Consider the following 13,879-nt stretch of genomic DNA (forward strand, 5'->3'; position numbering starts at 1 on the left):
TATAAAAACTAATTGCTACATTTACAAAAAATAAACTTACCATGAAAAATCTTAAAAAACTATCAAGAATTGAACTAAGAACTCTAAAAGGAGGTTTAGAACCTAATTGTCATTGTAGTCCGTCAGGATCTGGATTACCTCCAATAGACACTATTGCAGATAATGCAGAAGCTTGCTTTAATATTTGTAGATGCTATAGAAATGAGCCAACATGCATTCGTTAACATCAATCTGAATATGGAAAAATCATATTTAAGTAAGAGGATATCATATATCCTCTTATTTTATTTCTCCACTTTTGCCTCCCAAAAAGTATCCATAACAAATAATACAGGAGAAATCATCGTCATAAATAATAACCAAAAAGAAATTGTTATCAATGATCATGAAAAAAAAGAGCTTCCTGATATTACAGAGGGAATCTCAGTCAAAAATAATAATAGACTTGATAAATTTATTAATGTATTTCTTGAACCCAAAGAAAAGCTTAATATTATTATTACAAATGATAATAATATTATTTACAATGGTGATAAGGCCAATATCCATGAATACATTAATGAGAAACTGAATATTGAAACATTTGGAAAAATAAATATTTACCTAAATGCCATTAAGAAAAAAAATCTTGGAGAATTAAAAAGATCTTCAGAACTTATCTTGCTTAACATTATGAATAATATCAAGCAAGAAAGTATTATATCGGCGGATACTGAGAACAATTCTGTAAAGAAAATGAAAAATTATATCAAATACAATTGGCTTAACACCATTTTTTCGGCTGTCAACAGCACAGAAAATAAGAATTTTTCTCAGGAGGCCATTGACTATTATTATAAAAAATATATAAAAACTGATATTTTAAAATTCAGTTGTAATGATTATTATCATTATAAAATTATAGAGATCTTAGCAAAAAATAAAGATGTATTACGAATAGAGCTTCCAACCTATACTATCATTGAAACTACAAAAGATGACAATACTAATCAGTATTTATCCAAAAGTTGTCAAAAATTTTATTTCCTTAACAAGTTTCGCTATTTGGACTATATAAATAGTTCTGAAAAAGAATTTTATCAAAAAATATTAAGTGAAAAATTTAATGATTAATAAAAGTATTTTATCCAAAGTCGTTAGTATTATATTCCTTTTGGGATCTTTCTCTATTTATTTTGGACAAAATTATCAAATTATTTACGAAGTCAGGTTTAAACCTTTAAAACAAAGTGATTCATTTGCAAAAGAGTATATGGCCTTAAAAATAATTAATGGACAAAGTATTTTTTATAATCTGAATAAAGAAAAAATAGATTCCCTTGTTAAAGAAAATAATTTTAAAGATGTGGCATTCGTTACTAGTTCATTTCTGAGGTTTAAAATTTTTAAAGATTTATCAAAAAATCATTACATCATAGGAGGTAATTTTAACCAGTTTAATTACTGGTATAAGGAAAACAATATCAAGTATTACAATATCAAGAAGTTTGGAAAGTACAATGATTACATATCTTATGAAGCTTTTGCTAATTTTGGAAAGAGAGAATGGAAACTTTTATACACTCATGATATTCCAATCAACGATGGACCTTATGTTTTTTCAGGACTACCAGGTTTAGTCATTAAAGCTGAATCATTAGATAAGGATTATTGTTTTGAACTGATTGAAATTAAAAAGTTGAATGAGCAGTCAGAAATAACAAACAACAAAGAAAATATAAGAAAAGAAAAGCTAGTAAAGGACATCAATGATTTTATGAATGACCCTGCCGCTCATCACATTAACTTCAAAAATGATTTGGGAGATAGTTTTAATTATGAGTTTAAGGGGATTAAAGATAAAAATTATGAGGCAACAAATGAATATTTACAGAAAATAATCAATCAGTTTAATAACTATCCGGATAAGGATGTTCCTATAATAACATTCTAATTGAATAAAAAATCAATTTTGAATATTCAAAATACAATATTTTACTACACAATTCCTAGATTAAAAAAAGAGTATTTTTTCAAATACTCTTTTCTATTTTTACTTCTTAATGAACTTTAATCGGGTTACTTTTTCTTTATCTTTCAACTGGATAAAATAAACTCCTTTTGATAAATGGTTAAGGTTTACATGGTGATTTGAAACTTTTCCTTCGTCAATTTTCTGTCCTGCAATATTATAAATTTCATAATCGGCGGCTTCTGAAATCCCTGAAATATTTAAGACATCAGAGGCAGGGTTAGGATAAATTTCAGGTTTTACAGACTTTCCTGATTCTTCCAATCCAAGGGTGAGATTGATTAAATCTACTCCATAATCTTCAACTTCCCCATAGGTAAATGTACTGCAGGCATCTAAAGGTATTGTTTGACTGGAGATAACTCTCATAGTAACGCCGCATAGTGTCACTGCTGCCAAACTTGGAATCGTAAATACAGATACAGCCGGAGCAGCCTGAGTAACATTATTGGCCACCATCACTCTTTCGTTGGATTCAAAAATTCCGTTGGCATTAAGATCAATCCACGCCGTTACTGTTGTTGTGCCTGGAGTTCCCGTCCAGGTATTGGTTACTAAAAGCTTATTTCCTGTAGTTCCTATAAAAAACTTAACTCTACGGCTTAGGTCACTTCTGTAATCTATATAATTGGAAGGTCCGGAGTCACTTACCATTGGTGTGTTAACTCCTGTAGAATTTACGGTCACATTGGAAATATGCATCATCGTGGTATCTGTAGAAGCACTTGCACAATAATTAATGGTAGTGGTAAAAAATATAGGATCAGACCATAATCCCTGTGTTGTACACACTTTCACTACCTGTACTTCATACGTTGTACAAGGTTGCAAACCTGTAATTGTGAAAGAGTTTTGACCCGATACGGGTGTACCCGTCATCCAGAAAGTTGTTCCTGGTATTCTATATCTTATCATATTATCCGGACTATTAGGATCAGCAGTCCAGGTAACTGTTCCAGAAGTAAGTGTTATATTCGACATCTGAGCTCCTGTTGGAGCATTGGTATCACAGTACAATAAAGATTGAGGTTCTTCTTCTATTTTGTGGGTTGCCTGAAGGCTTGAAATTCCCAACATAAAAGAGAATACAAAAAGTAGTTTTTTGGTCATGTTTATCAGTTTTAAAATTTCCTTGAAAAATAGGGTATTTTTTCAAATATAGCTTATACTTTCTCCATATAGCATTGTATTTTTTAATATTTTTGACAATAAAGTGTAAAACACACAGAAACTCTATGCTTTAATATATGTTCAAAAGTATTTCTACTCTCTGGATTTTTTATAAAAAAATAATAATTCCCACCTTGATATTTTCTTTATTAGCTTCTTGTTTATCCTCTTTCAATATTGAGAACTTTGGATTGAGTTTTCTTTTAATATCTCTTGTTCTTCATTATTTTATATATGAACTCCGGTTTAAAAATGAATATTACTTTTATGCCAATTTAGGGTTTTCCAGAGGTTTCCTTTGGGGATTCACGGTAGCTGTCTGTGTGATTGTCAAAATAATAACAGGAATTTTATGAGCAAGCTTCATATTGACAGCATAACCAAGTCTTTTAAAGATAATAATATCCTTCGGGATATTTATTTAGGATGTGAAACCGGGCAGATTATTGGAATTCTGGGCAGAAATGGTGTTGGCAAATCAACATTATTAAAAATTATTTTTGGAACTGTCAGTAGTGATACCCAGTTTATAAGATACAATGACAAAGTTCTGAAAAGCATTTCTGATAGAAAAAACAGAATTGCTTACCTGCCACAGGATATTTTCTTACCGAAGTACAATACCATTAAAACCTTAATTCCTCTTTTTTGCAATAAAAAAAATACAGATCTGTTATTGACTTCAGATCTGATCCGTCCTTTTTTGTCGGAAAAACCTAAAGATCTTTCCAGAGGTGAGCAGAGAGTCATTGAAGCTTTAATGATAATTTATTCTGAAGCTGATTTTGTTTTACTGGACGAGCCCTTCCATAGCCTTTCTCCAAAAATTTCTGCAGCATTGAAAGCTGCAATCATTGAACAGTCTGCGTATAAGGGATTCATTATTTCTGATCATAATTATCAGGAAGTTCTTGATATTTCACACCAAATATTTCTTCTGCGTGAAGGCTATCTAAAACAAATACAAGATTTAAAAGAACTGCAGCGGTATAATTATCTTCCGAAAAGCATTTAATTTATATATTTGAGGGATCAAAAAATTTTCATGATGACTTTCATAAACAAAGCATTCTATTTATCCGCTTTCAGTATTTTATCTATTGCTTTTGTAAAAGGGCAGACTAAAGTTCCTTTTGGAGTTGTAAAAGCTGAAGAAGGATATGCCAACGTACGTGTACATAAAGACGATTACCGAAAAATTGTAGACAAGATCCGTATGCGTAAAGGAGATGTATTTGTTTATGTAAAACCTGCTCCCGGAGAAACAGAATGGATCTGGATCAAATATCCGGAGAAACAGGATGACGACAAACCTTTTGTACGGTATGAAACTCTGGATAAAGAAGGAATGGTAAATAAAGGGCGTATTGCTTATGTAGACCAGCTTCCTGCCTACACTCCATCTAAATCTAAAAACGGAAGATCTCTTATTTTTACTGACAATTCTGATCCTAAGATTCCTACTGCCCAAAGAAGCAAAGTGGTGATTGATATTTATCCTTCCAATGCAGGATACCGTAAAAAGGAAAAAGATGCAGAAGGAAAAATTCTTACCATTGATAAAGTAAAACCATGGGGAATTGGAAATGACCTTCCTGAAGGAATGACTGAAATCAAATCCATCAGAGTACAGCAACCCGGAAGAGGATCTGTTTTTGTAAGAGAAGCCATCAAAAATATGTTCCAGCCTACCATGGATTTTGAAAACGTTGGAGTAACCTCACTTGACAACGATAATATTTTTCTTTATATGATAAACGGTTCAGGGGAAAACAGATACACTACTCTCTGGACGATTAAGAAAGGAAGAGTAATCAGCCAGATTATTTACCATAATCCGGAATAAATTCATTATTTTTGCATTCGAAAAGTTTTTACGCTTATTCATCACAGAAATTGGTTCTGCATCACTGCAGATTAAAAGGGAACCGTGTGAAAATCACGGACTGTCGCGCAACTGTAAGTAACTGAAGTCTTTATCAAAGATCCACTGTGCGAGGCATGGGAAGGAGATAAATGATGTTACAAGTCAGGAGACCTGCCTTTTTCTTAAACATGTAACTTTCGCGATTTGAAGTTGTATTGATCTGATGGATTGTTTCAGGAATTCTATAAGTTCCTGTTATTATTCTGTTGTTTCCAATCATTTCCTATCGCTTTAATTAATAATGATATATGACTACAGAAGAAAGAATTGAAGCATCCGAAACCAGAATCTTTAAAGCGGTTTTCCCTAACACAACCAATCACTATGATACCCTTTTTGGAGGTACAGCGATGCAGCTGATGGATGAGGTAGCTTTTATCACCGCAACCCGTTTTGCCAGAAAAAGAGTGGTAACGGTAAGCAGTGACAAGATCGATTTTAAAAAACCTATTCCTGCCGGAACCATCGTTGAGCTGATCGGGAAAGTTTCATACGTGGGAAAAACCAGTATGAAAGTAAACGTTGAAATTTACACCGAGCAGATGTATTCCTATGAAAGAGAAAAAGCAATTATTGGTGATTTTACTTTTGTAGCGATTGACGAATTCAAGAAACCAATCCAAATACTATAAACAATAAAGTTTCGGGCGGCCAGAGGCCGCCCGAAACTTTTCCATTCAACACAACATAGTATATCTCAACCAAAGAATGATTGGACTTCATTTGTTTTTTTATTTACTTTTAGCATGGCAAAAAAATTATTTTTACATTGCTGTCACTAAAAACTATAGAAGAACCGATATTTCATGAAAAAGATTATTGTAATCATTACCCTTATCCTATCCATTACATTAAGAGCACAAAAAGACGTTAAAATTGAACTTTCAGAAAGTTACGAATTAGGAAATATTATTCTGGCCCTCACTGAATATGGCAGAACAGATCCTTATGACGTACAGAAAATCCCACCATATTATGATGAAATCATCACGTATTTTGAGCCTGTAAAAGATCATCCTTTACTAAAAAAAGTAAATTATTCAAGAAAAGATTGGAAAAAATTCTTAGGCTTCCGAACTGATTTCTATGCATTTTCTTTTGATGAAAAAGGCTTACTTAAAAGAGATTTTCCTTTCAATTCCTTTGGTCCTAAAGAAGTAGATGAAAATCTGGAGCTCATCAATGACTTTGTAAAGAAATCAAATTACAGAACCTTTTATAAAAATCATCAGTCGTTTTACAATACTTTAATTGCCAATTACAAAGAGTATTATTACATCAATGATACTTATACTTTTTTGGATAAAATAGCAAAAAGACCAGCCAATGAAACAGATAAGAAATACATTATTGCCATATCTCCTTTGGTAGGCGGACAGAATTGCCACAGGGATATCAATAGCTCCTTAACTGTAGACTTTCCAAATATCGGAGAAGATCTTATCCTTGGAAATTTAAAAGGTAATCTCGCAAGAAGGATTCTTGATAATCACACCGTATTTTCAGAAATCGATCATGGGTATGTAAATCCTATTTCAGATCAGTACTCAAAGGAAATAACGGAAAGCTTCAACCTTACGAATTGGGATAAAAAATCAGGATACCCGGGAATAAATTCATTCAATGAATATATGACATGGGCTGTTTACGATTTGTTCATCAACGAAAAATTTCCAGAAGAAAAAACAGACAGTCTTTCGGCGATTTATCATAAAGTGAATATCCGACGCGGTTTTATTGCTCAGAATTTATTCTCGGAGAAGCTTATAGAGCTTTATAAAAAGGAAAAGAATCTGGAAAAATTATATATTCCATTATTAAAGTGGACGAAGAAAACAGGAAACAAAATTTCCCAGCCTTCCGTTGTCAATTCCAATAATAAAGAATTTGAGAAAACTGATCTCAATAATATCGTGGTACAATTCACAGAGCCTATGAAAAAAACAAAGACTCTTCAGCTCAAATTATATGAATACATTGATGGAAAAGAAACCCGCAATACCATCATTATCGTTAAAAATCCGGTCTGGTCTAAAGACGGGAAAGAAGTGAAATTCAGCCTGGATACTTCTTATAAAAATTTTGTACTGGGATTTTATGTACATAACAGTATGGCTGGATTTTATTCAAAGAAGGGAATTTTATTAAATCCCGACAATTACTTATTACTAGCCTCTTAAAACATTTCAGATGATCTATAAAAAGACCCTGCCCAATAAGCGGGCAGGGTCTTCTTTTTTCAATTATTTCAGTACTTTTTCTGTTTCCAGACTTCTGTTCAGCAAAAGCTCAAAAGCCTCTCCCATTTCATCAGATGCTCTGCTGATTGCATTTTCAAGCATATTTCGAATTTGTCTTTCTGTCACTCCAGCTTCAGTCCAGCTTTTTCCGGAAGTATGAGAATTTAAGATAAACGGCATGATTCTGTCAATTCCACATGCAAAGATAGCATCCGGAGTTTTCTCATCTTCAAACTCAAGCCATAAATTAAAGAATTCTGTACGTAAAGGTTCATCCAGAATTCCAAAGATTTTCTGAGCAGAAGCTTTCTCTCTTTCGAACTTTCCTACCATTGCCTTTTCATCAAAAATAAAAGTGTCTCCGGCATCAATCTCCACAAGATCATGAATGGAAAGCATTCTTATCACTCTTAACAAATCAATATCTGCACGGTTTTTAGCATACGGATAAAGGATCTGAGCCAGAATAATAATCTGCCATGAGTGTTCCGCTGTATTCTCTCTCCGGGAATCGTCTGCATTATAATTTCTTCGCTGTACATTTTTAAGTGCATCTACTGCCAGAATAAAATCGATCTCTTTCTGAATTTTCATCTTACTTCTTATTTCTGTTATATTGATCAGACGGATATACCTTTGTTTTGGTAATCCATTTATTATTTATCTTTTCTTTAGTGGTCACTTTTACACTACCTTCAATGCTCATATCCTCTTCTTTTTCAAAGACTTTATCAAGTCCTTTATTCGGAATTACAACATATTCTGATGTAAAAATATCACAGCAGCCGGACTTTCCATAAGAAATTAGACGTTTACGCTTGGCATCAACATCAAAAATATCCAGACCGTTTGAACCCAGCTCTGTAAGTTCATCACTTTTTACAAACCCTAATCTTGTCTTGTTGAAGACATATACATCATAAGATGCCCCGCTATAATTTCCCATATTTCCGTTCCTTATGGCAACATCTTCCGTTCCATCGAAATTAAAATCATCTATAATTACGGCACGCTGATCTTTCAAAAGGGGGATCAATTTCCCCTGGATCGGTTTTTGACCTTGTTCTGTATATAAAACCAGATCCTCTGAAACAAAAGTCTGTACTTTGCTGTTTTTATGATCAAACAATTCCACCGTTCCCTTTCCTCCGCATCTGTCATCATAACAATTTTCTACATGGATGACAGCATCATAACTTTTTGATACATTTTTAACCTCAAACTGATATTGCCCGAAACATAAGGGACCTAATAAAAGAAATGCCGATAAGTGCCAGTACTTATTCAAAATATTCATGGTAATAGTAAATGATTTAGGTGTTTTTATTGCTAACAAAAATACGAATCATAATAGCGATCTCAAAATCCCGGTCTCATTATCTGTCAGAATTACCCTTTCAATAAAAGTGTATTCATAGATAAGAAGCTGTTTCCCGCTATCCGCTCATACTCCTCGCTCCTGCCTAAAGCCATAGCTGCTGTGGGGTAACCACTGCTATCGGGGCTATGACATGAGTAATCTGTAATGAGTAATGGGTAATAATTAATAAAAGATCATTTTTTCTATCAATTTTATTTAAAAATTAAAGATTTCTGAGCTATTTTCTGTTAAAATTCATTTTACGTAAAATTCAAGATAAAATTTATTTAATTGATTTTCAATATTTTAAATAATTTATTTTGAAAATTTCACTACTTTGTATTGCATAATACCATTTTATTTACATATCTTTGTAATGTAAAATTAGAATAGGCTCAACTAGCTAGGGGCATTTTTCTAAAAATATAACTAATTAACAAAACTTATCAAAGATGAATACCGAAAATACCAAAGCGCAAATGCGAAAAGGAATTCTGGAATTCTGTATTCTAAGTCTCATCAATAACCGTGAAATGTATGTTTCTGATCTTATTGACGAACTGAAAAAAGGAAAACTGGATGTAGTGGAAGGGACCCTCTACCCTCTTCTTACAAGACTTAAAAACGGAGAGTTTCTCTCTTACAGATGGGAAGAATCTACAGGAGGACCACCCAGAAAATATTATCAGATCACAGAAAAAGGAAAACTTTTCCTGGATGAACTACTCAATACATGGAATGAACTGACAGCCTCAGTAAACCAAATCACCCAACAAAATTAAAAAACAAAGCTATGAACAAGACACTCTCAATAGGACTCGCAGGTTTTTCTTTTACCATAGAAGAACACGCATATATAAAGCTCAGCGATTACCTGAATGCACTGAGAAGCTCTCTGGATGCTTCTGAGGCTGATGAAGTAATGCATGACATAGAAATAAGAATGGTGGAGATTTTCAAAGATTCTTTAGGAAAACGTGAAGTGATTAACGATACCGATGTAGAAAAGGTAATCGCACAAATCGGAAGCCCTGAAAAAATCGAAGAACAGGAAGAAGCTTATTTTTCTGAAAAAACATCTGCCAGAAAAGAATATTCCGGATCCAATTATACCGATAAAAAACAACTGTTCCGTGATCCGGAAAAACAAAAAGTAGCAGGGGTTTGTGCAGGTTTAGCTCAATATGTAGGAATGGATATTACTACCATGAGAGCAATCTGGCTGGGAATCTTCATACTAGGAATTTTTACAGCAGCCATTTCCTCTTCTTTAATAGGTCTTTTATATGTAATCCTTTGGATCGTACTTCCAAAAGCTGAAACAGCAGCAGATTTCCTGAAAATGCAGGGAAAGCCTATGAACTTCGACAATCTTAAGAATGAGTCTAATAAATTGGTACAATTTGCCAATGAATCTACTCAGAGGGTCGGAGAAATCTACAACGAAAACAAACCTTATATCAACAATGCAAGCAGCGGAGTTTGGAATGTGTTCAAGTATATTGTAGGAGGTTTCTTTGTACTAATGGCTGTAAGCAGCATTATCGGAGTATTTGTATTATTTGCCCTTTTCGCAATGGATACAGACTTCCCCGGAGCTAATGAAATCAGATTCTACATGGACGATCAGGGACTTGATAAAGTACTGGCTGCGATGATGGTGATCGGAAGTTTAATCCCGGCAATCCTTTTCAGCTTATTGAGCATCAAGATTTTCTCTCCGAAAACAAAACTGAGAAATATCGGATGGGTTGTAGGTGGTTTATTCCTTCTTTTGATCGGACTTGGAACTTACTTCGGAATCAGTATGGCTAAAAAAGACATGATCTATAGAGGAAGCAAGGAAGATGTAGAAAATGTTGCCATCAACACCACTTCAGATACAGTGTATGTAGACGTAAAACAGATCAACATTCCTCAGAATTTCAAAGGGTATAACAATGATATTTATTCTGATAAAAGAACAGTGTATGAAGAAGATTATATTTCTGTAGATGTAACCAGAAAACCAGATATTAAAACACCTTATCTGATCATTAAAAAAGAAGGAAAAGGATATAACTTCCCAATCCAGATGACGGTTCCTGTAGAAATTGTAAACAACAAAGTATTACTTCCTAACTACATCAAATATCCGTACGAACACAGATTCAGAGATTACAGCCTTGATTACGAACTTGTGGTTCCGCAAAAAGCAGTTGTTTTATCCATGAATAAAAATCGTATCCACATGGACGGAGATTTAGACGGAGACGGTATCAATGACGAAGACCAGGACAGAGATGAAGACCATAACAATGTCCGAATTGAAAAAAATAAAATAACGGTAAACGGTTCCAGTATCGAATACAACTCTGATGACAAAGACAGCATCATTGTAAACGGTAAAAAAGTTCCTAACAACCAGGCAAAGAAAGTTATTGATTCTGCAGTGTCTACTATCAAAAAATCAAATAAAGATATGGACATCAAAATCAAAGACGGAAAAAACGAAATTTCCATACAAACTAAATAATTAACTTCAGAGAGTGGTAGAAGGTGTGGGTGGATGGCAACCGTTTGAAATTCACACCCTTCTTCTCTCAGAAAAGTAAAAATAAAACCATATTTAGTTTCTTATGTGAAAAAAAAGTTTTAATTTCGTAAAGCTAAAATTTAATAACCAACCAATCAAAAACACAGCCTTATCATGATACAATTTGCAATGGAATTCGTAATGAAAATCGTAGATTTAATTAGCGGTTTGTTTTAAGAGCAATAATATTTCAATATATTTGTAAAGTATAACCAAAGTTTGGTTATACTTTTTTGTTTTTAATCCAAGAAATCTATGAAAAAGCTGTTAGGCAAAGCAATGTTAAAAGTATTAGGTTGGAAAGTCGTTCTTCAGGGCGATGTCAACAATCTGAACAGGTGTATCCTAGTGGTAGCACCACATACCCATAATATGGAGTACATTTTAGGAAATTTCGCCTATTGGTCTTTGGAAAAACCTTTAAAAATTATCATTAAAGATGCACACACCAAAGCATGGTATGGAAGTATTGTAAAAGGACTTGGAGGTATTGGTATCGACAGAAGCCAGAAAAACGATCTTGTAAATTTCGTAGCCAACCAGTTTTCCAAAGAAGATTTCAGTCTTGTGATTACTCCGGAAGGAACCAGAAGCTGGGTACCGAAATGGAGAAAAGGATTCTATCACATGGCTTTGGCAGCTAAAGTTCCTATTGTGCTGGCAGCAGGTGATTTTAAAAGAAAAATTGTTTACCTGGGCTACACTATACCTTATGAAAGAATAGCATCCGTATCTTTTTCAGAAATCATGCAGGAAATTCAGGACTATTATGTAAAAAATGATATTGTTCCTAAAGTACCGGAAAACTGGAATCCTAATATTATGGGAACTGAGTCAGAAGCTAGAAGCTAGAAGCAAAATTAATTACCATTTATCAATTATTAAAATGAAAGGTCAGACAAAAGAAGAAATATTAGCATTCATCAATAACTGGGGAGATGTAACTCTTGCCAAAACACTTGAAATCAAATTCATTGATATTGATCTCGAAAATGAAACCCTTACTGCAACCATGCCTGTTCTGCCAAGAACTCACCAACCCTTTGGAATCATGCACGGAGGAGCAAGCTGTGTTTTAGCTGAAACCTTAGGGTCAAGCCTGTCTAATATTTTTATCGATGGCGAAAAATATTACGGAGTAGGAACCAACATCAATTCTAACCATTTAAGAAGCAAAAAAGATGGTATTGTAACTGCTACAGCACGCTTTATCAGAAAAGGTAAGACCATGCACGTATCAGAAATTGAAATTCGTGATGAAAAAGGAGTTTTAATTAATCATACCACAATGACGAATAATATTATTCACAGGTAATACTTACTGCAACATAAAAAATAAGGAGCTTAAACTAAATTTAAGCTCTTTTTATTTTGACATCTTTTAGACTAGTAATACCTTTGCAAAAAGAAAAGTTACGCTGGGAATTTCCTATATTATTTCCGGCTGTTGGTTTCCAAAATTCCTTCATAGCTCATGATTTATTTCAAACTTCCCTTCGACGAAAGATTATTGTCTGCAGATGAAAAAAGCACTAAAAATGCAGTTAACTTTTTTTCTTATAATGGCTTAGATCAGATTAGCTTCAGCGGAAATATTTCTGAAATACCCCCCAATGAAGTTGATCAAAAATTGATTACCAATGAAGTTTTGAATGATGATACCACAAATTATTACGCTGAAACCAAAGAAGAATACTGCCACACTTTACAGCAAGTAATTAAAGTCATCAAAGAAAACAATTTGCCAAAACTTGTTTATTCAAGAAGGAAAATATTTACAAATTTTCATACAGTCAATTATACAGAGAGTTTTAAAAACTTATGTAAATCATATCCCAATGCTTTCAGATATCTTTTTAATGATGGAAAAAATGCATGGATGGGAGCTTTCTCGGAAGTATTAGGGAAGTTTAATAAAACTACGCACGAATTTGAAACCATGGCCCTTGCCGGAACTCTTCCGGTATCTGAGGAGTGGTCCGAAAAAGAAATTGAAGAACAAAAGCCGGTTACCAATTATATTCAGAATATTCTGACAAATTATTCTGACAATATAGATCAGTCAGAAACCTATGACCATATTTCCGGTAATATCAAACATTTACGAACAGATTTTAAAACCAGTATACAACCTGAAGATCTTGATAAAATTATTCAGGATCTGCACCCTACTCCTGCAGTCTGTGGTATTCCAAAAGATTTTTGCAATGAGAATATCCGTAAATATGAAAAATTCCCCCGTGAATTTTATGCAGGTTATATCAAGGTTGAAACGGATGAGAGTATCCTGTATTTTGTCAATCTGCGTTGTGCAAGACTTTATAAAGACTCCGTACACGTTTTTGTAGGAGGCGGAATAACAGCTCAAAGTGATCCGGAAAAAGAATGGAGAGAAACAGAACTAAAGTCTGAGGCGATATTGAAAAACCTGATTGTTTCCTAATATTTTTAGATTTGCCCACAGATTCTACAGAAACCTGTATTATGCTAAGTAAACGTCTTTGAGAACGATTTATCGTCCTTCTGCGGACTTTGCCTTATATAGGCTTAGGCTAAAACCAATTGGTCTCTTTATCCTTTTTCCTGAACAGGCTAA

The 13,879-nt window shown here is 33.6% G+C and carries 14 protein-coding genes and 1 riboswitch; of the genes, 11 read left to right on the plus strand and 3 right to left on the minus strand.

The genetic code is table 11. The features are described 5' to 3' along the window. Positions 1-237: 237 nt before the first annotated feature. Positions 238-1,113, plus strand: coding sequence for a hypothetical protein (locus PZ898_RS08620; protein WP_148045402.1), 876 nt, complete (start codon positions 238-240; stop codon positions 1,111-1,113). Further along, the gene (locus tag PZ898_RS08625) at positions 1,094-1,933 is read left to right on the plus strand and encodes a GLPGLI family protein (RefSeq protein WP_131797512.1); all 840 of its coding nucleotides are present in this window, start codon (positions 1,094-1,096) and stop codon (positions 1,931-1,933) included. Before PZ898_RS08620 ends, PZ898_RS08625 begins: the two co-directional genes overlap by 20 nt. A gap of 99 nt (positions 1,934-2,032) precedes the next feature. Here the strand turns inward: PZ898_RS08625 and PZ898_RS08630 are convergent, their stop codons facing one another. Further along, positions 2,033-3,121: a GEVED domain-containing protein gene (locus tag PZ898_RS08630; RefSeq protein ID WP_277695309.1), complete on the minus strand. Its 1,089-nt coding sequence runs from the start codon at positions 3,119-3,121 to the stop codon at positions 2,033-2,035. A 412-nt stretch (positions 3,122-3,533) separates the two neighbouring features. On the opposite strand from PZ898_RS08630, the gene PZ898_RS08635 reads away from it, so the two are divergent. The 4 genes from PZ898_RS08635 (at position 3,534) to PZ898_RS08650 (ending at position 7,288) form a co-directional block, all read left to right on the plus strand. Further along, positions 3,534-4,196, plus strand: coding sequence for an ATP-binding cassette domain-containing protein (locus PZ898_RS08635; RefSeq protein ID WP_277695310.1), 663 nt, complete (start codon positions 3,534-3,536; stop codon positions 4,194-4,196). 30 nt (positions 4,197-4,226) lie between these two features. Continuing rightward, positions 4,227-5,027, plus strand: a complete 801-nt coding sequence (locus tag PZ898_RS08640; protein ID WP_123279410.1) for a hypothetical protein — start codon at positions 4,227-4,229, stop codon at positions 5,025-5,027. A 34-nt stretch (positions 5,028-5,061) separates the two neighbouring features. Then, positions 5,062-5,242: riboswitch (cobalamin riboswitch) on the plus strand. Positions 5,243-5,356: 114 nt separating this feature from the next. Next, entirely contained in the window at positions 5,357-5,740 is a 384-nt protein-coding gene (locus PZ898_RS08645; protein ID WP_034699813.1) for an acyl-CoA thioesterase, read from the plus strand. A 174-nt stretch (positions 5,741-5,914) separates the two neighbouring features. Beyond that, positions 5,915-7,288, plus strand: a complete 1,374-nt coding sequence (locus PZ898_RS08650; protein WP_277695311.1) for a DUF4932 domain-containing protein — start codon at positions 5,915-5,917, stop codon at positions 7,286-7,288. Between the two features lie 63 nt (positions 7,289-7,351). On the opposite strand, the gene PZ898_RS08655 is transcribed toward PZ898_RS08650, so the two are convergent. Further along, the gene (locus tag PZ898_RS08655) at positions 7,352-7,942 is read right to left on the minus strand and encodes an HD domain-containing protein (RefSeq protein WP_277695312.1); all 591 of its coding nucleotides are present in this window, start codon (positions 7,940-7,942) and stop codon (positions 7,352-7,354) included. Position 7,943: 1 nt separating this feature from the next. Continuing rightward, positions 7,944-8,645, minus strand: coding sequence for a hypothetical protein (locus PZ898_RS08660; protein ID WP_216444114.1), 702 nt, complete (start codon positions 8,643-8,645; stop codon positions 7,944-7,946). A 515-nt stretch (positions 8,646-9,160) separates the two neighbouring features. On the opposite strand from PZ898_RS08660, the gene PZ898_RS08665 reads away from it, so the two are divergent. From PZ898_RS08665 to PZ898_RS08685, 5 genes are all read left to right on the plus strand, one after another. Continuing rightward, a complete protein-coding gene (locus PZ898_RS08665) occupies positions 9,161-9,490 on the plus strand; it encodes a PadR family transcriptional regulator (protein ID WP_002977573.1) in 330 nt (109 codons plus the stop codon). Between the two features lie 11 nt (positions 9,491-9,501). Then, on the plus strand, positions 9,502-11,223 hold the full coding sequence (locus PZ898_RS08670) for a PspC domain-containing protein (protein ID WP_062674422.1): 1,722 nt from the start codon (positions 9,502-9,504) through the stop codon (positions 11,221-11,223). Between the two features lie 315 nt (positions 11,224-11,538). Next, entirely contained in the window at positions 11,539-12,135 is a 597-nt protein-coding gene (locus PZ898_RS08675; protein ID WP_120231932.1) for a 1-acyl-sn-glycerol-3-phosphate acyltransferase, read from the plus strand. A gap of 34 nt (positions 12,136-12,169) precedes the next feature. After that, on the plus strand, positions 12,170-12,598 hold the full coding sequence (locus PZ898_RS08680) for a hotdog fold thioesterase (RefSeq protein WP_002977570.1): 429 nt from the start codon (positions 12,170-12,172) through the stop codon (positions 12,596-12,598). 159 nt (positions 12,599-12,757) lie between these two features. Continuing rightward, positions 12,758-13,726, plus strand: coding sequence for a chorismate-binding protein (locus PZ898_RS08685; protein WP_277695313.1), 969 nt, complete (start codon positions 12,758-12,760; stop codon positions 13,724-13,726). Positions 13,727-13,879 lie beyond the last annotated feature (153 nt).

The sequence above is a fragment of the Chryseobacterium sp. WX genome (assembly GCF_029542485.1).
GTDB lineage: Bacteria > Bacteroidota > Bacteroidia > Flavobacteriales > Weeksellaceae > Chryseobacterium > Chryseobacterium cucumeris.